Here is a 24,817-nt window from a genome sequence, read left to right as displayed (position 1 = left end):
ACTTTTTTAGCCTCTACCTTTTAATTTAAATTTTTCTTTTCACATATTTACTTATATTATAGGTGTTACTTAATACTCCAGAAATATTCCCATCAGAATCTACCGCTATAACTTTTAAAGTTTTGGTAGAATTTATCTTAATATATCCCCTATAAGGTGTACTTTTAGTTGTTGGAGTACTACCATCTAAAGTATAAAATGCCCTCAACGGTTGTGAATACCTAGCATAAAGTTGAACCATTATGCCCCTATTATATGAGCCTGAAGCCATACTAGCTATCGGTGTAGGTATTAATGTAGGTAATAGTGTAGGCAATGTTATAGGTGTTGTTACAGTAACTGGTACCGTAACAGGCGTAATAACAGAGGTTGTACTACTTATACCTTGTATTAAGCCATATCCGTATAAAGAATCTCTACCTACCACTCCAAGATCTGCCACATTAGTATCCAGTAATTTTCTTAATTGAACATTAGTATACTCTGGATATTTTTGTTTTAAAATAGCCAAATCCCCTGCTACAAAAGGGGTTGCCATAGATGTACCACTCATTTCTTCATATGCACCATTTAAGTAAGTACTCATTATATTAACCCCTGGTGCGCTTACTTCAACCTTATTTCCAGTTGACGAAAAATATGCTCTAGTATTTGTAGAATCCACTGCACCAACTGCAATAACGGAATCATAATTAGCAGGGTATTCAACATTAGTCCCGGTTCCTTTAGCATTTCCATCATTACCAGCTGCTGCCACTATCAGTATTCCCGCTTTATAAGCTGTATCAACAGCATTTTGTAGAGTAACATCTGACTGATCTGATCCCAAACTCATGGATATGATATCCATTTTATTTTCTATAGCCCAATCTATACCAGATATTATGTCTGAAGTATAACCAATACCCGTTGAGTCAAGTGCTTTTACAGCATATATTGACGCATCCGGTGCTACTCCTTTAACTCCACCATTTAATCCTTGACCAGCAATAATTCCTGTTACAACTGTACCATGTCCATTATCATCAGCATATGATGTTGTCTTTGAACCATTTATTACATTAGTCCCACCAGCAACTGTCAAATCCGTATGCGTAGCTACTCCTGAATCTATAATTCCAATTTTTACTCCTTTACCAGTTAATCCAGATTGAAAGGAGGCCGCTGCATTTATATCACTTATGCCCCAATCAGCATAGGTAGTTGATGACATTTTAACTACTTTATCTTCTTCAACGTAGGCTACGTTTGAATCCTTTTTTAAACTTGCAAGACTTTGGGTAGTCATATCAGCTACAACTGCATTAACATGTTTAAATTGATGTTTTAATTTTCCACTATGCTTTGCTACAGTTTGGCTTTCATTAATACTGCTTGTCTTAAATTTAACTATGTATCTTTTCGTACCACTCTGCACTGTGGTCGCCGCAAAAACTGTCCCACAAGTTAATATAATAAATAATGTTGTCGCTAAAAATATTGTAAATAGCTTTTTTGACTTCACTCTACCCCACCCCTTTAATTTCTTTTAACACTTATTACTAATAATACTAATAATACTTTATAAATGTCAAAGAAATATGTGAACATTATGTAATAATATTCTTTAACACACTCATTACTGTTACGGCTCAATAAGCAGCTGAGAAAACGATGGAATTATAACCTTAGCTTTAAATAGGTCTCCGTCAATTTCAATACTAAGTCTCCCCCCCTGAAGCTCAATGATGCTTTTAGCAATTGAAAGTCCAAGTCCTGAGCCTTCAGTGTTTCTGGACTTATCTCCCCTAATAAATCTCTCAAATATTTCTTCATTATCAAAATCCATCTCATAAGATGAGATGTTTTTCATATTTATAATTATTTGATTATCCCGTTCAATTAAATCAATATATACTCTAGTTTTAGGAAGTGTATACTTTAATATATTATTTATGAGGTTTTCAAATACTCTCCAGGTCTTTTTTCCATCTAAATTAGCATAAATCTTTTGCTTTGGAACTTTCACTTTAAATATTAAAGATGAATTATTAATTTTATCATGAAGTTCAGCTAATGATTGTTGCAAAAGTGCAGTTATATCTACTTTTTCTACATTAAGTTCCACCGCACCACTTGCCATCTTAGAAGCTTCAAATAAGTCATCTATTAGTATCTTAAGTCTCTGGGATTTCCTATCTACTACATCTATATACCCTTGTGATTCTTCTTTAGATAAACCTTCTTTTTTTAGAAAATCAACATAATTTATAATGGAAGTGAGTGGAGTTTTTAAATCATGAGATACATTAGTTATGAGTTCAGACTTAAGTCTTTCACTTTTTATCTCATTCTCAAGAGACTTTTTAAACCCAGCCTTCATATTATTTATATTGTGGGCAAGCTTAAAAAGATCTCCTCCCCCTTTTTCTACTATTGTATAATTAAGATTTCCTGAAACTATTTCTTCCGTTCCTTTTATAATACTTCTCAAAAATCTTATTTTATTAAAGGAATAAATGAATATAAATATCAAGTAACAAAGTATATACATCATCGGTATTATTATAATCCTAGGGGATAGCATGAGGGTGATATATGCTCCAAATATCGCTACTCCAGCGAACATTGTAAGTATAATAATGCCTCTTTTAGATAATTGATAAAAAGCACATTTTTTTACTTGTTCTCTAAATTCTTCTCTATTTTTATATAACCTATATGCCATAATAATATTGGAAATAGAATAAACCGTATAAAATGCCATAATAGTGAATGTGTAAAATTGTGCGTAATTATATGGTTTGTAGAAAAATGACACCTTATCTGTATATATAGTCATTATAAAAGAAAATATTATGAATATAAATATTCTCACATCTAACGGTATTTTATTGTACCTCTTTTTCAGTTTTTTAATAAAAGGCATCTGCTCTTTATTTTTCTTTAATATAAGAAAAAGCATGGTAATCCCTATAATAAATGCCACAAAGCCTATGATAATCTCTTTAATAATTCTTTGTCTCACAGAATTATAATAATTGTAATTTTCATATATATAACTCGTTTTATCTATATCCTTTGGAATAATGAAATATGCTTCTCCGCTAGTACCTACCCACTGATTTATTGTAAACATATCATTATTAATCTTTAAAGATTTATCCGGAAATTTCATACTATAAAATGCACTATTTTTTACATATAAATTTATATCTGAAACATTTACTATGTTTGTATATATAACATTGTTTTTACCCTTTGTTATATAATATTTTATTATAGTTTTCCCCTCTACAGCTCTTTTAATATTTTCATAGTCTTGATTTTTATATAGAGCAATTTTCTTTTTCGCATTATCTAACGTTTTTTCATTTTCCTTTTTAAATTCATTAAGCTCCTTATCTTTTGCATCAGTTAATCTACTAATCTCAACATTATTACCTTTTTTCTCTGCTGCTAATAGATCATTTTTATACTTATTACTTAATTGATCTTCCTTAGTTCTCAAATTAGCATCATATGTTGTTTTTGATGGCATTATTTCTTCATTTGTAACTTTTTCGTCATCTGACTTGTGTGAATAGTCTTTATATATAACATTTAACGCTTCTATATTATTAAAATAACCAACTATTTCAGTCTTGAACTCTGAACTAGTAAAATAGGGCTCCATTCTTAAATAATTTTTATTTTTTATAATATCCATTACTGACAAGTTTGAAAGAGCCAACATATATGCGCCTATAATAAAGGCTATGACCCAATATTTATTTTTCGATTTTATACCCAATCCCCCACACCACCTTTAAGTATTCAGGTTCCTTTGGATTTATCTCTATCTTCTCTCTTATTCTCCTTATATGAACTGACACAGTATTTTCTCCATTATAAAATGTTTCTTCCCAAACTCTCTCGTATATTTCTTCAATTGAAAACACTCTCCCTTTATTTTCCATCAAAAGTTTCAATATTCTATACTCTATGGGAGTAAGACTCATTTCTTTTTCATCCACTGTTACCATTTTCGAACTTTTATTTAATATAAGTCCTCGCACATTTATCTCATCATCGCATTCTTTATAATTACCAAGGCTTGTATATCTTCTAAGTCCAGATTTAACTCTTGCTATAAGTTCCATTGGATTAAACGGTTTTGTAATGTAATCATCCGCACCTATATTAAGACCTAGTATTTTGTCTGTATCTTCTGATTTAGCTGAAAGCATTATTATTGGAATATTTTTATTTTCCCTAATTTTAAAGGTAGCCTTAATTCCATCCATTCTAGGCATCATTATATCCATTAATATAAGGTGAATTTCTTCTTCTTTCAAAACCTCCAAGGCCTCTATACCATCCACCGCTTGAAACACTTTTATCCCTTCATTTTTCAAATATATCTCAATAGCTTCCCTTATTTCATATTCATCATCTACAACCAAAACATTAAATTTAGTCACTCCAATCACCCCATTATATATATATTATATATGTTAATATGAGAACTTTACAACTAAGCCTTTCTCATAAAGAATGCAAAAGGATCCTTAGCTAAACCATTAGATTTAACCGTAATGTTTATATTCCGAATGTGATAAATTTTACCCTTATAATCTTTTGCTTGATTATCACATATATATGCATAATCATAACTTCCTTCTTTTACCCATTTCATAAATACATAAGTATGAGTTGGAAAACCACTTTGCTGTCCATTAGCATCTGTAGTAAAGCATATATCTCCAGGCATTAATTTTTTATAGTTGCTTTGTTTTTTAAAACCTTTATCGGAAAGTAAAGATATCATTTGCTCTGTATTACTTGTTTCTAACGGCACGCTAAAATTGTTTTTCCTTAAAACTTCAGATAAAAAATAAACACAAGTATTTTTTGAACTGCCCTTATTTAATTTTACGGATGTATTATAAATATCTGTTCGCTTCCCTTTATCTTGTAGAAAATTATATATATTTTCGTTTAAGTGTGGATATTTATTTTGTATAATATTATTTTTTAAAAATATTACTACTATACTCGTAAAAACTAGAACAAGTAAAATGAGCATAACTTTTTTCATTTGGTATTTCCCCCTTTAATATCAGTTACTATAACCAATTATACAGGACACTTTTTACAAAATACTTATCATAATTCTTACAAATTTATTAAGAAAATGCAAATACCCCTCTTTATAGTAACAGATTTTTATAACAAATTCGCCTTGATTATAAAAACCCATATAAAGTAACTTTTAGTTACCTCATATGGGTTCTACTTAAACTTCTAAAAATGCATGATAACTACTCAACTTTTTTCCCCACTCATTTATAATTACTAATGCAGGTAGCAAATCATGACAGGTATCTGTTAAAGAGTACTCTACATGAGGTGGAATTTTATTATATTCGATTCTTTCTACAAGACCATGCTCGTGCAAAGCCTTCAAAGAACGTGTTAACATAATATTAGTGATTCCAGGTATTCTTCGTTTAAGTTCATTATATCTAACGCTTTTTTCAGAGGATAATTCCCATATAATAGCGATTCTCCACTTACCGCCAATAATCTCAAGTGCATGAACAACAGGACACTGCTTAGAATAAATATGTGGTGTTTTCTTTAGTTGATCTTTCATAAATAATACCTCCAAATTCAGGGCACAAAAATGTGCGTACTTGATATTATGTTCCTTAGTAAGATATAATAACAACATAACATATAAAGGGTTATATGTAAATGAAATAGTGAAATAGGAGCGTGTTATTTTTGAAAAAATTATTTACCGAATTTAATATTAAAAATATAAAATTGAAGAATCGTATTTGTGTTCCTCCAATGGTTGTTGGATTCAGACCTGATGGATATGTAGCAGTTGAAAATGTAGAACGTTATGAAAAGTTAGCTAAAGGTGGAGCAGGACTTATAATTCAAGAGGCTACTTGTGTTAATAATGATGGAAAATTATCTGGAAATCAACTTGGAATATGGGAAGATGATCAGATTGAAGGACTAAAAAAAATTGTAGATGTAGTTCACGAAGAAAACTGTCCAATATTTCTTCAAATTCATCATGCAGGAGTTGTTGGAATATCAAACGACCCAATGTGTCCAAGTCCTTATGAATATAAAAATTATGCAGGAAATATAGTTGTTGGACGCGTTATGACTAGTGAAGATATAAAATCTATACAAAATGATTTTGTGAAAGCTGCAGGAAGAGCTTACAAAGCCGGATATGATGGTATTGAACTTCATGGATGTCATGCATATTTAATAAGCCAATTTTTAGATAAAAAAGTAAATAAACGAACTGACAAATATGGCACTAACCCTGAAAAATTTGTGATAGAAATACTAGATGAAATTAGAAAAACAACACCGAAAGAATTTATTGTCGGAATTCGTTTGGGAGGATTTGAACCACTAATAGAAGACGGAATACATTACGCTAAAATATTAGAAAAAAGTGGAATAGATTTCCTTGACATTTCTTATGGATTTATGAGCGAACAGGAAATGCACGTAAATGAGGAATATAAATACTCTAATGCTGTTTATGCAGCCCAGAGGATTAAAGAAGTAGTTTCAATTCCAGTATTTGCAGTTGATGGAATTAATTCAGGTGAAATTGCAGAACAAATATTAACTGATACAAATGTTGACATTGTAGATATTGCTAGAGGATTTCTTATAAATCCTAATTGGGCAAATGATGCCAAGGAAGGAAAAGATACCGGCAAATGTTTGAAATGTGCAAAATGTATGTGGTTTGGTCAGTCTAAGGTTTGTGCAGGTAAGGTTATATTTGAGAAAAATAATAAATAAGATTAATAGGCTTTAGGATTGTCATCCTAAAGCCTATTATAATTTTTCTATTATTAATCTAGCCGTCTCCTAAGCTTTTTTCATCTCTACAATAATAAAATGTGAAAGCGCATCTGCCTTTATCTTTATATCCTCTTCAACAATTTCCATGGCATCTCTTTCATTTAGAATAATACCATTAATATTTGATTTTCCTTCTATTTGAACTAAATAAGCTTGCCTATCTGCTTTTACACAATAATCAATTACACTTCTCTCATCTAATTCTAATGTAAATATATTTATATCCTGGTTTACCTTTACAACTGCTTCACCTTGGTTACTTGATACCATATGAAGCCATTTGTTTTTTCTATCATTCCATTCAAATTTATATTCACCATAATTGGGTTTATGTCCTTCTTTATCAGGCAATATCCATATTTGAAGAAATCTCGCTACCTCTTTTCCTAAATTATGCTCACTGTGATAAACTCCTGTACCTGCGCTCATATATTGCACATCACCACGCTTTAGTTTACCTTTATTACCCATACTATCACCGTGAGTTAACTCTCCTTTAACAACATAGGATATAATCTCCATATTTTGATGAGGATGCATATCAAATCCAGTATTAGGATTAATTAAATCATCATTTATCACTCTTAATACTCCAAATCCCATGTTATTTGGGTTATAATACTCTGCAAATGAAAAGTGAAATTTGCTCCTTAACCATCCTAAATTACTTGACCCCATTTTTCCGCTTTCTAATTTTCTTAACATTGTAACCTCTCCTTTCAGTTTATTACTAATTAGTACTATTTAATCGAAATATATGGTGTATATATTTATACACCTGATAATTTTTTCAATAAACTTATTAAATTTATCTTTTCTTCTGATGTTAAGTTACTGAAAATTTCATTTATATTTTTTATATGTTTTGGGAATATATTGCTTATGAGGTTTCTTCCTTCCTCAGTAATACTTATCAAATTAACTCGTCGATCTTTTGGGTCAGAACATCTCTTAACAAGATTTACCTTAGCTAAATTATCTATAACAACAGTCATATTTCCACCTGTTGAAAGGATCTTATCCATTATTTCACTAATTCTTAAATCTCCTTTATGATATAATATCTCAAGCACTGCAAACTGAGAAACTGTTAACCCTCCCCCTTTGATAGTTTTATATTCTTTTTTATGAACATCATGAGTACATCTACTTAATGCTATTAATGCCTTTAAATTTAAATCTACTAATTCACCATAAGTATTTTTTTCTTTATCCATATTTATAATATACTACTAACTAGTAATATCGTCAATCTTTTTTGATTATAATAATAAAAAATAATAAATAAAATTAATTGTTTATTGACAAATTATTTATAATATGGTATATTTCATTACAACATAAATAACAAATTTGATGACGAGAAAGAGTACGTTTTAGTATCTGTTCTAAAGAGAGTTGACAATTGGTGAGAGTCAACGTTCAGTCTATAATCGAAAATCATCTCTGAGAAGTAAACCTGAAGTATAATAAGGTTTAATGGTCGTCCACCATTAAAAGGAACAGATATTGATTGGTATCTTGCTAAGTGCTATTAAAGTTAGACATTATAATTTTAATGGATTTTGGGTGGTAACACGTGCATATTTTGCTCGTCCCTTTTATAGGGACGGGCTTTTTTTATTTTAAAGGGGGTGGTTTAGTGGACAGTGACATTAGCGATATAATAACATACACAAAAAATAAAATTTTTGGAGGAATTAATATGAATAAATTATCAAGAAAAAATTTACTGCTAGTTAGTTTAATGTTATTTTCAATGTTTTTTGGAGCTGGAAACTTAATCTTCCCACCAGTCCTCGGACAAATGTCTGGTACAAATCTTTTACTTTCGCTCTCCGGCTTCCTTGCCTCGGCAGTAGGTCTACCAATTCTTGCTGTAGCTGTTGTTGCAAAAGCTGATGGTCTTCAAAATTTAGCTAGTAGAATTAATAAACCCTTCGCACTTATTTTCACATTATTAATCTATTTATCAATAGGACCATTTTTAGGCATACCTCGTGCCGCTAGTTTATCTTTTGAAACTAGCATAGCACCATTTTTACCTACATCAGTTACTGGTGGAGCTTTACCTCTTTTTTTATATACAGTGTGCTTCTTTGGTTTATCATTTTGGCTAAGTATGAATCCTAATAAATTAGTAGATCGTTTTGGAAAGATACTAACCCCTGCTATCTTAATACTAATATTTATAATATTCATAGGTAGTTTAGTTAACCCTCTTGGTAGTTTTAGTGCCCCAATTGGAGATTATGCTAGCTTCCCTGTTTTAAAGGGATTTTTGGATGGATACATGACTATGGATGCCATCGCTGCACTTAATTTCGGGATAGTTGTTGCATTAGTTTTAAAGAAACAAGGCATTACAGATAAAAAAGCTTTAAGCACTTATACAATAAAAGCTGGACTTATAGCTGGTCTTGTTTTAACTGTAATATATTTAATGCTTTCCTGCCTAGGCGCTGCTGCTCAAACTAAATTTGGCAATACAACAAATGGAGCACAAACATTAACAAAGGTAGTTTCTTATCTTTTTAATACAAATGGCCTAATAATACTTGGATTAACTTTTGGATTAGCTTGCCTTACAACCTGCGTTGGTCTTATAACATCATGCAGTGAATATTTTTCAAGGATAATTCCAAAGGTTAGTTATAAAGTTTGGGTTACTACAATAACACTATCTAGTATGCTATTTGCAAACGTAGGCTTAACTAACATATTAAAGATATCGGTACCTGTTTTATCAGCTATATATCCTATGGCAATAGTGCTTATTATACTAGCATTCACCCATAACTTATTTAAAGGTTATAACTCAGTATATTCATTCAGCATGCTATTTACTGCTGTTTTTAGTATATCTGATTCATTAAATCAAGTTGGACTTAAAATATCATTTTTAAGTTCTATGCCTTTAGCAAAACAAGGTCTTGTTTGGGTAATACCAGCTTTAGTTGGTACTCTATTGGGATTGCTATATAGCATTATAAAAGAAGTTTCTTTTTCAAAAGAAACCCCTTTAAATGAATATAACAAATAAAATAACAAGCTAATACCTACTATAGGTGTTAGCTTGTTATTTTTTATAAATATATTTAAGTTCCACCATCTAAATATTATAAGGCCAGCCCCCTTAACTTAAAAACTACATGAAGACTATTAATGACGAATTCTAAAATTTATTTTCCTTTGAGAAATCTTATAGGATAAAAACAATAAAATTATTGAGATAAGCATATATATTAATTTAACCTTTAATATTCCACCTTTCTCATAATCATAGTAAGAATATATATGTCCTAATATCCCATTTGTTTTTGTAATCTTACATCTCCATAAACCCTCTTCAATTAAGTAATAAGCAGTAATTAAACATGTACTTACTGCTATGTCTCTTGAGATAAGCAATATAAATATACTTAATGATATAACAAAAATATTAGTGGTGATTGAATATAGAAGTATTTCATTTATTGGAGGTAGTGTTTCATTTGCCCTAATCATTCCTTTATATAAAAAGTAAATATTGAAGAAGGAAATAAGATACAAAATTGTATACATTATTAATATTGAACCCAACTTCCTTATCATAAATTTGTTAGGCTTACTTCCACCAACCACTAAAGCTATTTCTTCCATGCTGTTATTAAAATCTGAACCTAAAAAGAAAAATATCAGTATTATAAATAACATTAGAAGATATACATCACAATAAACGTATAGATTTTGTGGAATTATATTTCCAACCCCTGCAGGCCCATTGTATGAAGGAATAAATTTATCTGGCATTATTCTTATAATTATATTAAAAAATAGCACAAGGTAAGTTATTATATACAGTAAATTCTTAGTTAGCATATTATTTTGAAACTTTAAATAGAATTTAATCATTTCTTTACTCCATTTCCTTTTAGCCTACTATGTATTATATACGCATCCTGTAAATTCACCTTAACTTTTACAGAATCAGGTGTTAAAGGCTCTTCACTTATATATTTTATGTGTGAGAAATTCGAAGAATTTAATGTTGTAAGAATATTACCAGAAGCATTTATTTTATTAAGTGTATCAACATCTACATCACTTTCCCATAACAATTCACTTACTTCATTTATAAAATTTTCTTTTGTACCCTTATAAATTAATTCACCTGCTTTTATTACTAGTAAGTAATTGCAATAGTATTCAATATCTTCAACTATATGAGTTGTAACTAATACTATTCTATTTTTACTTATAACTGGAAATAGTTCTCTAATAATATTTCTTTGTTCCGGGTCAAGTCCCACAGTAGGTTCATCTACTATGATTAAGTTAGGGTCACCAATGAGCACCTGTGCAAACCCTAATTTTTGTTTCATTCCGCCTGAATATTGTTTAATCTTCCTATCTATATACTCATTCATATCTAACTTATCTATAATTTCATCAAGATGTTTTTTTATGTTCTTTTTATTCCAATCAAGTTTTAAACTACCTATTATTTCTAAAAACTCTCGACCTTTTAAATTTTCATAGGTAGAAAAATCCTGAGGTAAATACCCTATATTTTTTCTTACTTCTTTTAAATCTTTTTTATAATTTAAATCATTTAAAAAAATATCTCCACCCTGAATCGCAAATAGCGTTGTTAGAAGCTTAAGTGTTGTAGTTTTACCTGCGCCATTAGGTCCGAGTATTCCTACTAGACCCTCTTTCACTTCAAAAGAAATATCTCTTAGTGCCTCTACATTTCCATATTTATAATTTAAATTACTTACATTTAAAGTATTCATTCCCACTACTCCTCACTCTATCATTCTGCTGAATATAAAAACATTTTTTCATAAGGCTTATCCATTTTAGCTTCTGGAATAAACGGTGATAGTAAAATCTTATTTATTGGGTTGTTTTTTGTTTTAAGATAATCAATTAAATCATTACATTTATCGTTGCTATTAATATATTCTTCATTACCAATAAATAAATACCCTTTATACGTTCTATCTGATATATTACCACTAATTAAAACAACTTCCCTATCTTTCCCTTGAAATTCATATTGATTTGCTTTGCTTTTTTGATTTGCTTTGCTTTTTTCATTTAGATTAGAATATATTTTGTTTTTTCCAGCATACTTTATATTTATATTATATTCTTTATCTGTATCATCGTTTAATTTTGGGTACCATTCAAAAGCATCAGCCAAAAAAAACGAATTATTCCTCACATAAAATAACTTTTGACCTTGTAACCAACTTGTGTTTATTTCTCCTTCATAAGATACTTTCATGTTTATTATTTCATTGTTTTTATATTCTCTTGGAAGCGTTACTATAAAGCTATGGTTAGTCCTTTTAAATTTCAATTTTTTTCCCTGAACTTCTATTTTGGATATATCTAATTTTTCATATAATCCTAATTCTAAAGAATTAACTCCAGATCCATTAACTTTTATCTCCATTTCACAATCATTCTTTAATTTATTAGTAATATCGAGATTCATATTATATTTATCAATATAATAGCCGCATTTATTTTCACTAAAGAAAGTTTCATGTTTATTGTTACTATATTTAGCCGCCATACCATTATTTCTTGATGTTATATCATAATAACTGGGCCTCATTAAATATATACTCCTACCCAAATATATACAAGAAATAGCAATTAAACCTAAAACACCTATCCGAAATAAAGTGTTTTTTATATTTTCCTTTTTTCTGTATTGGTAAGCATAAGGTAATATTAATAAACTAAATGAAATCATTAGCCATAAAATATTATGATATAAATAACTCTTATCATAACTTATAACATCAAAAACACCTGGAAATGTTCTTATATTAATAAGAGGAACTATAATATTTGATGTTTTATAAAAATTACATAATATTAAAAATACTAAAATTACGGATATGAACCCTATTACCTCACCCAGATACTTGCTAATAGTTTGTCCTATAAATAGCCCAACACAAGTGCATACCACTAAGAAAACTATAGTATTAATAATATATCCTATGCTTTGATACAAAAAATACCCTATAGAAACTTTACAAATAACCCCAAATACCACAAGTACTATTATATTTAAAATCAAAAGGAATCCCTCAATTATTGATAATGTTAGAAGCTTGCTTAACATTATTCTTTTATGAGAAATATCCATGATTTCAAAAATATCATTGTGACTTTGTCCAATTTTCATGCACAATAGCAAAATAGGTACCATTATCAAATTTAATGGTAGCCAAGAAAATTTAATTAACCCAACTACTGATAAAAATGTAACATCTCCTAATTTCATGCTACTTATTGTTTGCTGAATACCAAAAGCATATAAAGCAGCAATAACCCATATAAGTTTTCCTCTTTTAAAATTAGTAATTTCATATTTAATTAGAGCATTAATCTTTCTCAATGTTCTCACCTACCCTTTTACATACTTGGTAAAAGAATAGCATACCGCCCATTAACTGTCAATTGCATTATAAATATGTTATATTATATACTAATAGTATGTTTTATTGCTTTTTTATACCTATTCATTTTTAAGCGATTCAATATACTTATCTCCCCAAATTCTAAACTGTTCTAATACTGGATCGAACGCTTTTCCTAGGTCTGTTAGTGAATACTCCACCTTTGGTGGAATTTCCGAATAAACATGTCGACTAATCAATCCATAATCTTCTAACATTCTTAATTGCTTTGTTAATGTAGCCTGTGTTATATCGCCTATTCCTCTTTGTAACTCGCCATACCGTAATGCTCCATCACTCAAATGATACAAAATTAGTATTGACCATTTTCCCGAAAATATTTTTTGCGCTGTAAAATATGGGCATTTCCCAAAAAGACTATTTTTACTCTCCATCATAGTTCCCTCCATAGTATCTTTTATATACTAACATTAACAAAAGATCGTACTTGTTATTTTAGATATACATGGTATTATTAGTGTGTAATCAATCTTAACACACATATATGAGAGGAGCAACAATTATGAATAAAGCATTAGAATTTTTACAAGAAAGTGGTATTTTTTACTTAGCAACTACTGAAGGTAACCAACCAAGAGTTAGACCATTTGGTGCTGTTTTTGAATATGAAGAAAAATTGTACATTGTCACAAACAACACAAAAAAATGTTTTAAACAAATGTTAGAAAATCCTAAAGTTGAGATGTCTGGTATGAATAAAAAAGGACAATGGATTCGTGTTACTGGAGAAGTCGCAAATGATGAGAGACGTGAAGTAAAAGAATTGGCACTTCAAGCTGTTCCATCTTTAAAAACTATGTATAACATTGATGATGGAATTTTTGCAGTTTTATACTTTACAAAAGGAACAGCTACTATTTCTTCTTTTACAGCTCAGCCTGAAACATTCTCACTATATATATAAACCAATCCACCCGTAAGCCAGGTTGTTGGTTATATAAAAAAGCTATTCCAATCTTTTAAAGGTTGAAATAGCTTTTTTATTTTCTATTTCATTACTGTTTATATTGAAAATTTCTCCATTGTTCAAATGAATTAATTTAGTTGATAATTTTTTCGACCTAATTTTATCATTTAACTCGTTTATGGCTATTGTTGAATTAGCGAATTGAAATCTTTGAATAATATCTTGATGCATTGGTATTAAAAATCTTGGATTTAACTCTCTTAAACATAATAATGCACCTCTTTCTCCCATCGTCATTGGAGGAAGATAATGTGTTATAGGTAACATTGCAATATTAATTGTATACTTTTCAGATATATCTTTCATAAATTTCCCATAATAAGTATCGCCAGCAAAATATAATGTTAAATCCTCTGACTTAATGATATATCCAACCGCTGGACATATGTGATTAGCCCGTACAACAGTTATTGAAAAATCGCCAACAACAAATTTATCACCTATCCAAACTGGCTTACTCCTAAATATTAGTGGTTTTAATGACCACTTCGGAGCATATATACTACATTTATCTTTAAATTTGCTCAAAAACTTAATATCCATATGATCAAAATGATCATGACTAAGTAGAATTGCATCTAGATGCTTAATATCTTTATAATAATTGGAAACATTAGTAGTTCTTTTATATAATAGATTCCCAAAATTATTAAAATATGGGTCGAACAATATTTGTGAATTTTTACTTGATAATAATATTGTACAGTTCCCCAATAATTGTATTTTCATATTATTCCTCCTAATACAGTTTTTTTAATCTCAATTTAATTATATATCGTTTTATTCGCATATGAAACAGGTGATATAAAATCTATTCATTACATTTTAAGCACCTGTTAATACAATACAATAAACTATCTAGCATTTATTACGATACAATCATTGACGGGATTATTTATGTTATTATTTAAATAATTATTTCATATAAATACATCCTAAAATATAGTATAGGGAGGATTACATATGAATATTTCTAATTCATTAACTACAAGTCCTGCTTCTAAGGATAATATAGCGAAAACTGAAAAATCAAATAATATAAAGAAAAATAGAAATTCATCTTTGGGAGGAACTAATAAAAATAAAATATTGGACCAACTAATGAAGCAAAAACAAAATTTAACAGACAGTAAAAATGATCTTGTAGATCGAGCTTTAAAAAGTGGTGAGAGCATATCTTCAATAAAAGATAAATTGGAAAATATCGATAGTCAAATTAAAAAAATTGATGCACAAATAAGTAAAATTCAGATGGAAGATCAGCGCAAGCTTCTTGATACCGATGAAAAAAGTAAGGAAACTAAAAAGAAAAAAGAAAAATCAAAGACTAATTCTTCTAATAATATAAAAACAGATGTTGTTTGTGATCAGATGGACAGCCTGTTAAACCTTTCAGGGAATCTAGCAAAAATCCATGTTCTATCTTCTGAAAAAAAGTCTATGACAGGAGAAACAAATGTTTTGGAAAGTGAAATAAAGCTAGATATAGGGAGAGGACTAAACCCCATTGCCAAAAAAAAACAAGTTGCAAAATTAGCGGATCAAATGGTCAATATTGCTGAAAATATTGGAAACAACTTAAGTACCATAAACAATGGCCTTAAGGATATTAGAGAAAAAACCACTTCTAATGAGGTAATTGATAAAAATAAACAAAATAAAAGCACTGTTAATATAAAAGGTGAAGATAAATTATCACCACAGCAACAACAAATTGTTAAAAATATTCAGTATTATAATGATAATATGCCTGAGAATGCCACGCATGATGGCCAGAATGTAGACGCTACAGCTTAAAAATAATTCATGTTATAATAAAAGCTGAGGTGTTTCTATGTTGAAAATAGCTGTTTGTGAAGATGATCAAAATCAAAGACAAGACTTGGTGAAAATGCTTGAAAGAAATCTAAATAAAGAGCAATATGACATATCTGAATTTAGTAGCGGAGAAGAATTACTTCTTAGTATAAAAAAATTTGATATGTACTTTTTAGATATCCAAATGAATGGACTTACTGGAATAGAAGTCGCTAAAAAAATTAGGTCTATAAATGAAATTTCAGTCATTATATTTATAACAGGTTTTAAAGGCTATGTATTTGAGGCATTTGACGTAAGAGCTTTTCATTATATTTTAAAACCAGTTCAAGAAGAAAAGTTCAAAGAAATTTTACGTTCTGCTTTAACACAGTTTGAGAAGAATGATAAATTTATTATTACAAAAATTATGGGTAATCTAAATAAGATTTTTATTAAAGATATACTGTACATAGAATCAGAACAAAGAAAATTAAAGGTGCATACCACCTATAATGTAATTGAATATTATTATAAAATATCTAACATGGAACATGAACTGCAAGGGTGCGATTTTTTTAGATGTCATAAGAGTTATATTGTGAATTTAAAATATGTTCAAAGCTTTGATAGCGGCTCCATTACTTTAAGAAACTGTGAAAAAATTTATTTATCAAAATATAAGTCAGCTGATTTCTCCAGGAAATTTATGTACTATTTAAAAAATGAGGAGCAGTAACCATGGAAAATCAGCAAATATTTCAAATAGCTAATCTTTTATCTATATACTGTGTCCTACCTTTGCAATATGTAGTTGAATACTACTTTTATAAGAATTTTTTAGGATTTAAAAATAAAGCTTGGAGATTCATCTTGGGTTTTGCATTTATAACGGCAATAGACTTTTTTAGTATGAAACTACAGGGATTAATATGGCGAATACTTATATATAATGTGGTTTGGTTTATTATTATTTACATTTTATGTAATGGTGATTTTTTCATAAAGCTTTATGCTGTTCTTGTAAATGATACCATACTATTACTAATTAGCTTAAGTTTCTTAACTTTTGATTTCGGATTGATTCCTATGGTAAGTAATATGAATATATTATTTCGTGAAAATGTGATACTCTATTTCACAAAAAATGTGGTCACTGATAGCATACGCTATATAGCGCTCTTTCTATTTTTAAAAAATATTTGTAAGTTCTTAAATTTAAAAGAAAAATCAATAAATATATATCAAAGTTTATATTTACTCATTCCCTGCTTAGCAAGTTATAGCTTAGCAATTATTTTTTTTATGATTCAAACTATTAAAATTGGAGATAAACAATATTATTTACCTTACCTATTCCCTAAAATTTATTATGCGTTGCCCTTTGTAAGCTTTACATTGCTATTTTCTATAGTAATTACTGCTTATACCTTTAAAAAAATGCTAGAAGGAGAAGATGAAAAACAAAGAAATATGATTATGGAACAACAATTTAAGCTGCAGTTAGAACATAGCAAAAATATAGCACAATTTTATAGTGGCATAAGCAGTGTAATCCATGATTTAAACAATCATCTTGCTTGTTTAAAATCTTTGACTGAAGACAACAATATTGAAGAAATAAAAAAATATCTGAATAATATAGGGAATACTGTAAGTAAATTAGATTTTAAAATTAAGACAGGCAATTCTATATCTGATGCAGTAATAAATGAAAAATACAATATTGCACAAGGGGAAGGAATAGAATTTATATGTGATTTTATACTTCCTACGGAAAGCTTGTTTCAACCTATAGATTTATGTGTGATTTTAGGTAACTCTTTAGATAATGCAATAGAGGCTTGCAGAAAAATCACAGATAATACTATCGATAAAGTAATTGCGGTTAAATCTTATATTAGAGGTATGTACTTGATTATTGAAGTTTCAAATACTACTACGGGTAAACTTCAATATAGTGAAAACCAAATTACCAGTACTAAACTGGATAAACGTAATCATGGTATTGGAATTTCTAATATAAAAATGGCTATTAAAAAATATGATGGAATTATGGACATAGTACTAGAAAAGAATAAATTCAGTATGAATGTTATGATAAAGATAAGAGGCGATTAAGATCTCCTCTTATACAATCCTTTGCAAGAGTCACCAGCCACGAGTTCAAATCCATTTTTGCCAAAGTCAAAGATTCTAGCAGTTTTGCTAGGACCTGTTTAATATTTTTTTTTAATATATATGGTAACATCACAATAATTTGTAGCCTATTTCTCTAAAGCAAATTCAACCGCAGAGATAGCATGTATTGTTGTTGTATCAAAAACTGGTATATTAACATCTTCTTGCTTTATCAATAAAGGTATTTCTGTACACCCTAGCACTATTCCCTCAGCACCCTTCAATGCTAAGTTCTTTATAACACTTATATATTTTTCCTTTGAAGCCTCATTTATTATACCCTTACATAATTCATTATAAATAATTTCATGAATGATTTCTCTCTCATTTTCATCTGGAATAATTACATCAATATTACATTTCCTCTTTAGCACTTGTTTATAAAAATCTTGTTCCATAGTAAATTTAGTTCCAAGTAATCCTACCTTTTTCATTCCCTTTTCAATTATTTTTTCACCTGTTACCTCGGCTATATGTAAAACTTTTATTCCTACTTTATTCTCTATATCACTTGCCATTTTATGCATTGTATTAGTACATATTATAATAAAATCAGCACCGCCATTTTTAAGCTTTTCAGCAGCATTAACCATAATATTAGTTAATTCATCCCATTTATTTTCATGCTGTAATACTTCTATTTCTTCAAAATCTACTGAATACATTAAGCATTGTGCCGAATGAAGTCCTCCTAATTTTAATTTGACTGTTTGATTTATAATTCTGTAATATTCAAGTGATGATTCCCAGCTCATTCCACCTATTAAACCAATTGTTTTCAAATTAATTCTCTCCTCTACATTTTCAAATCATTATTATACGATTTTTTATAAATTTGTCATAAAATATTTGAAACTATTATATGCTAACCCTATAATAATTCATTACAGACATTTCTTCAAAGCCACAAACTTTGTATAAATTAAGTGCAGTGTTGTTTTTAGATTCCACATCCAACTCTACATCACTTATGTTTTCTTCCTTAATTATACGTAAAACTTCTTTTAAAGCTTGTTTCCCATAACCTTTACCTCTAAAATTTGGCAATATTCCAAAGCCACATATAAAGGCAGAATTATCGCTATGTTCTATCCTAATTTTACCTATAATAGCTTTATTTAATTCAATCATATATGTTGTCATATTTATGATTTCCTCTTCCTCTGGAAAACTTTCACCCTCTTCTGAACCATAGAAAAATATTGCATTTTGTCTCGCTATTTCCCTTTTGTCTGCTTTCTCAGCTTTTCTTAAACTGATTGAATTTATGTTTTCTAAAATAGTTTTGTTAAATAACTTCATTCTATACTCTGAAAAATCATATTTCCCACATACAGCCTTTATAAAAAAGGTTCCCGATCTAGATTTACCATCTGATAATAAAAATATATTATTAAAGTTTCTTTTCTGGCACTCCTCTGTTGCAAGTTTAAAAAGCTTTGTAAATAAGCCTTTTCTACGAAAGTCTGGATGAGTCATACCGTTAATTTCACCATTATTACCTCCAAAGCTTGAAATACCAAGGTAGGCCACTAAAACATCTTCTACATAATATAAATATTCATTAATTTCCTTTAAACCTATATAATCATTTTTGGTTACACTTACTTTATAATCTAATTCTAATTTTAAATTGGTTTTGTCTTTCAAACTACAAAGTACTTCTAGTTGATTTATTTCTTTATACTCCCTTTCTGATATGTATTGTTTTAAACAAATAGTTTGATTTAATATTTTTTCTGACATTTTCTAATCTCCTTTTTATATGAATAATTTATTTATATTAATATACAGTCAATTTTAAAATACCATATATGTTTTATAATTACAATTTATAATTTTCAATTAATTGACTAATATTAATGCCAGTACTATTATTAATATTAGTTATATTAATAATATGTTGTCAAATGTAAAATTTAATTTATTAAAACCAAAGCATATTATGATTATGAATTTGAACTGTTAATAAAAAAAGTTTTTATCTGAAAAGGGAGATATTAATGAGTAGCTTATCTGTAGTTAGAAGAAATTTAGGTAATACTTTTCCAGCACTTAAGGAAAAAAACTTTATGTATTTTTGGACCGGACAGTGTATATCTCTACTCGGCACTTGGGTGCAGCGAACAGCTCAGCAATGGTTAGTATATAGTATTACAAAATCCCCATTATTATTAGGGCTTTTAGGTGTGGCCCAATTTACCCCCGTTCTTTTCTTCTCTCTATTTGCAGGTGTGTTTATAGATAGATTTAACAAGAAAAAAGTGCTTATATTTACTCAAAGCATTTTAATGATGCTAGCATTTACACTATCCTTTCTAGTATGGAGTGGTAAAGTACACTATTGGCACGTACTTGTTATTGCAATCATAATGGGTTTTGTAAATACGCTAGATATGCCTACAAGACAATCTTTTATACCAGAATTGGTTGAAAAGAAAAACATAATAAATGCCATTGGACTAAATTCCTCTGTATTTAATATGGCAAGAATTATAGGACCCGCAATTGCAGGCTATTTAATGATACGTTTTGGAACCGCACTGTGCTTCTTTTTTAATGGTTTAAGCTTTATAGCTGTAATTATAGGTATAGTTTTGATTAAACCAACTCATTCATATATAAGAAAACAAAGTGGTAACATATTTTTAGGTATTTCTGAGGGTTTAAAATATATTATATCAAATAAAACAATTTTAGCAGCAGTGTTATCCATGTTTGCAGTAGGAACCTTCTCTATGAATTCTGATGTCATTATTCCTGTCTTTTCTACAATAGTTCTACATCAAGGAGCTGGTGGATATAGTACTCTTTTATCAGTCATGGGAGTAGGTTCTCTTATCGCCGCTTTAACCGTTATAACTACAACTAGAAAAGGTCCAAATAAGAAATTACTCTATGGTAGTTCAATATTAGTTTGTTTGTCTCAAACTGTTTTGCTATTTACACATTCTTACTTAATATCTTCTGTAATGCTTGCATTAGTCGGGTTTTTCACTGTAGCTTTTTCAACTTCAGTAAATTCAACAATCCAGTTAAACACAAGTGATGATTACAGGGGTAGAGTAATGAGCGTTTATTCCTTGGCTAATAATGGAACCACTCCTCTTGGGAATCTTTTTGCAGGCACCATTACAGAAAAATTTGGACCTAATTTAGGATTTTTCGGTTGTGGTTTCGTGGCACTAGTTTTGATGGTTACAGTACTTGGGTCATTGAAAATTAACATATTTTCAAATGCAAAAGATAAAAAATAATATACATTTTTTATGTTTTTTAAAATTAATCATAATTATTACTCCTTTAAAATATGTTTATCAATTTTATCATAACTATATTACAGCACCATAATCTATAAGTGTTTACTAAAACCTAGTTCGTTTCATACTATATGAAATCATAATTTCAATTATAAGGTATTTCATTTAAACATTTCTTTCTCAAAAACTAACTTTTTATCTTTTAATCTCGATAACAATAGTATGATTTATTTTTTTAATCTTATTTGAAGGGAGAAAACATAAAATGATTATTGGGAATATAAAAAATCCATATATAAATAATATTAGTAACCAACAACTTAAAAAGGTACTGAGTAACAATAATATTATTACCAATGCCAAAAAATCAAGTTCTGAAGAAATTATGAAACAGAAAATAAGGAATATGAATAGTCAATTGGCACTTAGTCAAAATTCAGAACAACAAATAGAAATTGGAATGTCCACTTTACAAGAAAAAGAGGTAGGATTAGACAATATAAAAGATATAGGCAACCAAATCAAAGAACTGTCAAAGCAATATGCAAGTTCTGATTTGAGTGAAAATGATAAGTCAAAAATTGAAAAGCAAGCAGATGAATTATTAAATAATTTAGGCAGTCTTATGAATCAAAAAGAAGAAAATAATATAGTAGGAGATAAGACAATTAAGATAAATGGATCTGATGGTAAAACCAGTGTTATATTGTCTAAGAGTCTTAATATAACACTTGATTTTGGAAAATTAGATGACACTAAACCAGATAATACAGACAAAACAAATAATGATAAGCACTTTTCAAACAATGTTAGTGTAACAACTTTACTTAAGAACCCTTCTATAATTGAAGAAAGAATATTAAATCCAGTTCAAAAATCTATAGAAAAAGTAGATGATGCAAAGTCAATTGTATATAGCAATTTTATGAAAGAGTACTCATCAGCAACAAGTTCAATAGATGGATTGTTTAAAATAGGTGGAATAAGTGCTTATGCAAAGGATTCAAAAATGTTACAACAGGAATCAATTTATATTAGGATGTCTGCATTATACTCTCACCCTTTAAATAAATAAAATCTCAAATATTCATAAAATATTTTCAACTTTCTCCAATCACACTTAATCAACAAACTCCATATATTATTTGTATATAGAAAACCTATCAAAGATATATAATTGTTTAGGTACATTCAAATAAAAAAATAATAAGGAGGGAATAAGATGAAAATTTGTGGGGGATGGACAATTCAAGAACCTGTTAGTAAAGAAAATAAAAAAGTACTTGATATTGCTCTAAAAGGATTCGTAGGCTCTACTTTTGAACCTATAGTAGTTGCTACTCAAATTGTAAATGGAGTTAACTATGTATTTATAGCTAAGTCTACCACTGTAACATTACCACCTAAAACTGGCCTAGTAAAAATATATGTTTCTGCAACACCTGCTGGCACGGAACCTAAGCTCGTTAATATTGAGACAATAGTATAAATAAAATATAATACAAAACAATATAGCTAGGTGATAAATATTTATTACCTAGCTATATTTCTATAAATTGCGACAACTATATTTAACTTCATTACATAATTCGCTAATATAGTGGACAAACCCTTTTACGAATCATACAGTGTTATTTTTAAAAGTATTAAGCATATATGTATTGCATGATTACATATTAATGGTAAACTTATCAGTATAGTTAAATGTTCAGAATTTATAAACATTTAAAACAAGGAGGTTTCAAATGAGCACAAAAGTCGAAATAAAGACAAAGAATGAAGTGGAGCACCATGGTGAACTCAAAAGGAGTTTACAAGCCAGGCATTTAAATATGATTGCAATTGGTGGTGCAATTGGTACTGGGTTATTTTTACTTAGTGGCGGCACAATAAGCAAAGCGGGTCCCGGTGGCGCAATTGTCGCATATTGTGTTATGGGTATTTTAGTATATTTTTTAATGACATCTCTTGGAGAGATGGCAACACTATTACCAGTTTCGGGTTCCTTTGAAACATATGCTACAAGGTTTGTAGATCCTGCATTTGGATTTGCTTTAGGTTGGAACTATTGGTTTTGCTGGGCTACATGCGTTGCTTGTGAATTAGTGGCAGGATCCATCATTATAAAATTCTGGCTTCCGAATACTAATGCAACTTTGTGGAGTGTATTATTCTTAGTTGTTCTATTTATACTTAATCTTACATCAGCAAGAGCTTATGGAGAAGGTGAATATTGGTTTTCCAGTATTAAAGTTATTACCATAATAGCATTCATAATAGTAGGTACTCTGATGATATTTGGTATAATGGGTGGTCATTCGCCAGGTTTCTCTAACTTTACACTATCTGACGTTAATGGTAATAAGGGCCCCTTCATAGGTGGCATATTTGGAATGGTAAATGTGTTTCTACTCGCAGGCTTTTCTTTCTCTGGTACTGAACTTGTAGGCCTTGCTGCAGGTGAGTGTGAAAATCCACAGGTTAATGTTCCAAAAGCCATCAAGATGGTATTCTGGCGTATCCTTTTATTTTATCTTGGTGCAATTATAGTAATTGGGTTCCTCGTTCCTTTTAATGATCCCAACCTTTTAAAAAGTGGTACAGACCAAATAGCTTTTAGTCCTTTCACTATGGTGTTTGAAAGGTCAGGCTTAGCATTTGCTGCAAGCCTCATGAATGCAGTTATTCTTACAGCTGTGCTTTCAGCAGGAAACTCGGGATTATATGCTTCATCACGTATGCTTTATTCAATGGCAAAGGAAGGAAAGGCACCTAAACTTTTTGGGAAAGTAAATAAGAGGGGGGTTCCAATGAATGCGCTTTACCTTACAACTCTTGTTGCTTGTTCAGCTTTTTTTGCATCTCTCGTTGGTGATGGTAAAATATACTATGCACTAGTTAATATTTCTGGTATTACAGCTTTCTTTGCATGGTTAGGCATAGCAATATGCCACTATAGATTTAGAAAAGCATATATTGCACAAGGAAGAAAACTTGAAGATTTAAAATATCGAGCTAAGTGGTTTCCATTCGGCCCAATTATGGCTATGATACTTTGTACTATTGTTATATTTGGCTCAAACATATGGATATTTCAAGAACCCAAATTCGATTGGTTTAGTTTTATTACAAATTATATGACTATTCCATTATTCGCAATTTTCTATTTTGGTTATAAGTTTATAAAGAAAACCAAGATAGTTCCTCTTATGGAATGTGATTTTGAACATAAAGAATATCAAGAAACAGAATAA

General features: G+C 29.4%; 24 protein-coding genes and 1 other annotated feature. Of the genes, 10 read left to right on the top strand and 14 right to left on the bottom strand.

Annotation, left to right across the window (positions count from 1 at the left end):
- Positions 1 to 25: 25 nt before the first annotated feature.
- The 5 genes from KPL44_RS12370 to KPL44_RS12350 all read right to left on the bottom strand — a co-directional run bounded on the left by KPL44_RS12370 (position 26) and on the right by KPL44_RS12350 (position 5,617).
- Positions 26 to 1,504 (bottom strand): S8 family serine peptidase, encoded by a 1,479-nt coding sequence (locus tag KPL44_RS12370; RefSeq protein WP_216250570.1) that lies wholly within the window; start codon positions 1,502 to 1,504, stop codon positions 26 to 28.
- A gap of 120 nt (positions 1,505 to 1,624) precedes the next feature.
- Positions 1,625 to 3,772 (bottom strand): HAMP domain-containing sensor histidine kinase, encoded by a 2,148-nt coding sequence (locus KPL44_RS12365; RefSeq protein ID WP_331702064.1) that lies wholly within the window; start codon positions 3,770 to 3,772, stop codon positions 1,625 to 1,627.
- On the bottom strand, positions 3,750 to 4,442 hold the full coding sequence (locus tag KPL44_RS12360) for a response regulator transcription factor (RefSeq protein ID WP_216250568.1): 693 nt from the start codon (positions 4,440 to 4,442) through the stop codon (positions 3,750 to 3,752). Before KPL44_RS12360 ends, KPL44_RS12365 begins: the two co-directional genes overlap by 23 nt.
- Positions 4,443 to 4,495: 53 nt before the next feature.
- Positions 4,496 to 5,059 (bottom strand): hypothetical protein, encoded by a 564-nt coding sequence (locus tag KPL44_RS12355; protein WP_216250566.1) that lies wholly within the window; start codon positions 5,057 to 5,059, stop codon positions 4,496 to 4,498.
- A 198-nt stretch (positions 5,060 to 5,257) separates the two neighbouring features.
- Positions 5,258 to 5,617 carry a winged helix-turn-helix transcriptional regulator gene (locus tag KPL44_RS12350; RefSeq protein WP_216250565.1) on the bottom strand — a complete coding sequence of 120 codons (360 nt, stop codon included), beginning with the start codon at positions 5,615 to 5,617 and terminating at the stop codon, positions 5,258 to 5,260.
- Positions 5,618 to 5,748: 131 nt separating this feature from the next.
- On the opposite strand from KPL44_RS12350, the gene KPL44_RS12345 reads away from it, so the two are divergent.
- Positions 5,749 to 6,807, top strand: coding sequence for an NADH:flavin oxidoreductase (locus KPL44_RS12345; RefSeq protein WP_216250563.1), 1,059 nt, complete (start codon positions 5,749 to 5,751; stop codon positions 6,805 to 6,807).
- Between the two features lie 69 nt (positions 6,808 to 6,876).
- Here KPL44_RS12345 and KPL44_RS12340 read toward each other — a convergent pair whose 3' ends face one another.
- Together KPL44_RS12340 and KPL44_RS12335 are read right to left on the bottom strand one after the other, a co-directional pair.
- Positions 6,877 to 7,575: a pirin family protein gene (locus KPL44_RS12340; protein ID WP_216250561.1), complete on the bottom strand. Its 699-nt coding sequence runs from the start codon at positions 7,573 to 7,575 to the stop codon at positions 6,877 to 6,879.
- A 65-nt stretch (positions 7,576 to 7,640) separates the two neighbouring features.
- The gene (locus KPL44_RS12335) at positions 7,641 to 8,087 is read right to left on the bottom strand and encodes a MarR family winged helix-turn-helix transcriptional regulator (RefSeq protein ID WP_216250559.1); all 447 of its coding nucleotides are present in this window, start codon (positions 8,085 to 8,087) and stop codon (positions 7,641 to 7,643) included.
- 130 nt (positions 8,088 to 8,217) lie between these two features.
- Positions 8,218 to 8,473, top strand: a binding site (T-box leader).
- Between the two features lie 102 nt (positions 8,474 to 8,575).
- Between KPL44_RS12335 and brnQ the strand changes: the two genes are divergently transcribed.
- A complete protein-coding gene (brnQ, locus tag KPL44_RS12330) occupies positions 8,576 to 9,913 on the top strand; it encodes a branched-chain amino acid transport system II carrier protein (RefSeq protein ID WP_216250668.1) in 1,338 nt (445 codons plus the stop codon).
- A gap of 119 nt (positions 9,914 to 10,032) precedes the next feature.
- On the opposite strand, the gene KPL44_RS12325 is transcribed toward brnQ, so the two are convergent.
- From KPL44_RS12325 to KPL44_RS12310, 4 genes are all read right to left on the bottom strand, one after another.
- Positions 10,033 to 10,662, bottom strand: coding sequence for a hypothetical protein (locus tag KPL44_RS12325; protein ID WP_216250558.1), 630 nt, complete (start codon positions 10,660 to 10,662; stop codon positions 10,033 to 10,035).
- Positions 10,663 to 10,760: 98 nt separating this feature from the next.
- Positions 10,761 to 11,648 carry an ABC transporter ATP-binding protein gene (locus KPL44_RS12320; protein ID WP_216250556.1) on the bottom strand — a complete coding sequence of 296 codons (888 nt, stop codon included), beginning with the start codon at positions 11,646 to 11,648 and terminating at the stop codon, positions 10,761 to 10,763.
- A 20-nt stretch (positions 11,649 to 11,668) separates the two neighbouring features.
- A complete protein-coding gene (locus tag KPL44_RS12315; protein WP_216250553.1) occupies positions 11,669 to 13,276 on the bottom strand; it encodes an ABC transporter permease in 1,608 nt (535 codons plus the stop codon).
- Between the two features lie 120 nt (positions 13,277 to 13,396).
- Positions 13,397 to 13,732 carry a winged helix-turn-helix transcriptional regulator gene (locus tag KPL44_RS12310; protein ID WP_216250666.1) on the bottom strand — a complete coding sequence of 112 codons (336 nt, stop codon included), beginning with the start codon at positions 13,730 to 13,732 and terminating at the stop codon, positions 13,397 to 13,399.
- A 128-nt stretch (positions 13,733 to 13,860) separates the two neighbouring features.
- On the opposite strand from KPL44_RS12310, the gene KPL44_RS12305 reads away from it, so the two are divergent.
- Entirely contained in the window at positions 13,861 to 14,262 is a 402-nt protein-coding gene (locus tag KPL44_RS12305) for a pyridoxamine 5'-phosphate oxidase family protein (RefSeq protein WP_216250551.1), read from the top strand.
- A 42-nt stretch (positions 14,263 to 14,304) separates the two neighbouring features.
- Here the strand turns inward: KPL44_RS12305 and KPL44_RS12300 are convergent, their stop codons facing one another.
- Positions 14,305 to 15,054, bottom strand: a complete 750-nt coding sequence (locus tag KPL44_RS12300) for an MBL fold metallo-hydrolase (protein WP_216250547.1) — start codon at positions 15,052 to 15,054, stop codon at positions 14,305 to 14,307.
- Between the two features lie 234 nt (positions 15,055 to 15,288).
- On the opposite strand from KPL44_RS12300, the gene KPL44_RS12295 reads away from it, so the two are divergent.
- From KPL44_RS12295 to KPL44_RS12285, 3 genes are read left to right on the top strand one after another with little or no spacing between them, the layout of a single operon-like run.
- Entirely contained in the window at positions 15,289 to 16,122 is an 834-nt protein-coding gene (locus tag KPL44_RS12295) for a hypothetical protein (RefSeq protein ID WP_216250544.1), read from the top strand.
- 37 nt (positions 16,123 to 16,159) lie between these two features.
- Positions 16,160 to 16,861, top strand: a complete 702-nt coding sequence (locus KPL44_RS12290; protein WP_216250542.1) for a LytR/AlgR family response regulator transcription factor — start codon at positions 16,160 to 16,162, stop codon at positions 16,859 to 16,861.
- A gap of 2 nt (positions 16,862 to 16,863) precedes the next feature.
- A complete protein-coding gene (locus KPL44_RS12285) occupies positions 16,864 to 18,243 on the top strand; it encodes a sensor histidine kinase (RefSeq protein WP_216250540.1) in 1,380 nt (459 codons plus the stop codon).
- A gap of 146 nt (positions 18,244 to 18,389) precedes the next feature.
- Here the strand turns inward: KPL44_RS12285 and KPL44_RS12280 are convergent, their stop codons facing one another.
- Both KPL44_RS12280 and KPL44_RS12275 read right to left on the bottom strand, forming a co-directional pair.
- Complete coding sequence (locus KPL44_RS12280) at positions 18,390 to 19,085, bottom strand: aspartate/glutamate racemase family protein (RefSeq protein ID WP_216250537.1); 696 nt, start codon at positions 19,083 to 19,085, stop codon at positions 18,390 to 18,392.
- 76 nt (positions 19,086 to 19,161) lie between these two features.
- A complete protein-coding gene (locus KPL44_RS12275; RefSeq protein WP_216250535.1) occupies positions 19,162 to 20,049 on the bottom strand; it encodes a GNAT family N-acetyltransferase in 888 nt (295 codons plus the stop codon).
- 257 nt (positions 20,050 to 20,306) lie between these two features.
- Here KPL44_RS12275 and KPL44_RS12270 point away from each other — a divergent pair, with 257 nt between their 5' ends.
- The 4 genes from KPL44_RS12270 (at position 20,307) to KPL44_RS12255 (ending at position 24,817) form a co-directional block, all read left to right on the top strand.
- Positions 20,307 to 21,560: an MFS transporter gene (locus KPL44_RS12270; protein ID WP_216250533.1), complete on the top strand. Its 1,254-nt coding sequence runs from the start codon at positions 20,307 to 20,309 to the stop codon at positions 21,558 to 21,560.
- A gap of 268 nt (positions 21,561 to 21,828) precedes the next feature.
- Positions 21,829 to 22,638 (top strand): hypothetical protein, encoded by an 810-nt coding sequence (locus tag KPL44_RS12265; RefSeq protein WP_216250531.1) that lies wholly within the window; start codon positions 21,829 to 21,831, stop codon positions 22,636 to 22,638.
- 147 nt (positions 22,639 to 22,785) lie between these two features.
- A complete protein-coding gene (locus KPL44_RS12260) occupies positions 22,786 to 23,052 on the top strand; it encodes a hypothetical protein (RefSeq protein WP_216250529.1) in 267 nt (88 codons plus the stop codon).
- A gap of 256 nt (positions 23,053 to 23,308) precedes the next feature.
- On the top strand, positions 23,309 to 24,817 hold the full coding sequence (locus KPL44_RS12255) for an amino acid permease (protein ID WP_216250526.1): 1,509 nt from the start codon (positions 23,309 to 23,311) through the stop codon (positions 24,815 to 24,817).

It is taken from the genome of Clostridium sp. DSM 17811 (assembly GCF_018861905.1).
GTDB classification, from domain to species: domain Bacteria; phylum Bacillota; class Clostridia; order Clostridiales; family Clostridiaceae; genus Clostridium_AD; species Clostridium_AD frigoriphilum.
Note: the sequence above shows the minus strand (reverse complement) of the source record. Positions and strands in the feature narration are given on the sequence as shown.

Bases quoted from the DNA above. Each gene is read 5' to 3' on its own strand.
- brnQ (WP_216250668.1), top strand. From the start codon at position 8,576: ATGAATAAATTATCAAGAAAAAATTTACTGCTAGTTAGTTTAATGTTA.
- KPL44_RS12325 (WP_216250558.1), bottom strand. From the start codon at position 10,662: ATGCCAGATAAATTTATTCCTTCATACAATGGGCCTGCAGGGGTTGGA.
- KPL44_RS12300 (WP_216250547.1), bottom strand. From the start codon at position 15,054: ATGAAAATACAATTATTGGGGAACTGTACAATATTATTATCAAGTAAA.
- KPL44_RS12255 (WP_216250526.1), top strand. From the start codon at position 23,309: ATGAGCACAAAAGTCGAAATAAAGACAAAGAATGAAGTGGAGCACCAT.
- KPL44_RS12260 (WP_216250529.1), top strand. From the start codon at position 22,786: ATGAAAATTTGTGGGGGATGGACAATTCAAGAACCTGTTAGTAAAGAA.
- KPL44_RS12275 (WP_216250535.1), bottom strand. From the start codon at position 20,049: ATGTCAGAAAAAATATTAAATCAAACTATTTGTTTAAAACAATACATA.
- KPL44_RS12285 (WP_216250540.1), top strand. From the start codon at position 16,864: ATGGAAAATCAGCAAATATTTCAAATAGCTAATCTTTTATCTATATAC.
- KPL44_RS12355 (WP_216250566.1), bottom strand. From the start codon at position 5,059: ATGAAAAAAGTTATGCTCATTTTACTTGTTCTAGTTTTTACGAGTATA.
- KPL44_RS12320 (WP_216250556.1), bottom strand. From the start codon at position 11,648: ATGAATACTTTAAATGTAAGTAATTTAAATTATAAATATGGAAATGTA.
- KPL44_RS12295 (WP_216250544.1), top strand. From the start codon at position 15,289: ATGAATATTTCTAATTCATTAACTACAAGTCCTGCTTCTAAGGATAAT.
- KPL44_RS12290 (WP_216250542.1), top strand. From the start codon at position 16,160: ATGTTGAAAATAGCTGTTTGTGAAGATGATCAAAATCAAAGACAAGAC.
- KPL44_RS12350 (WP_216250565.1), bottom strand. From the start codon at position 5,617: ATGAAAGATCAACTAAAGAAAACACCACATATTTATTCTAAGCAGTGT.
- KPL44_RS12340 (WP_216250561.1), bottom strand. From the start codon at position 7,575: ATGTTAAGAAAATTAGAAAGCGGAAAAATGGGGTCAAGTAATTTAGGA.
- KPL44_RS12335 (WP_216250559.1), bottom strand. From the start codon at position 8,087: ATGGATAAAGAAAAAAATACTTATGGTGAATTAGTAGATTTAAATTTA.
- KPL44_RS12270 (WP_216250533.1), top strand. From the start codon at position 20,307: ATGAGTAGCTTATCTGTAGTTAGAAGAAATTTAGGTAATACTTTTCCA.
- KPL44_RS12265 (WP_216250531.1), top strand. From the start codon at position 21,829: ATGATTATTGGGAATATAAAAAATCCATATATAAATAATATTAGTAAC.
- KPL44_RS12305 (WP_216250551.1), top strand. From the start codon at position 13,861: ATGAATAAAGCATTAGAATTTTTACAAGAAAGTGGTATTTTTTACTTA.
- KPL44_RS12310 (WP_216250666.1), bottom strand. From the start codon at position 13,732: ATGGAGAGTAAAAATAGTCTTTTTGGGAAATGCCCATATTTTACAGCG.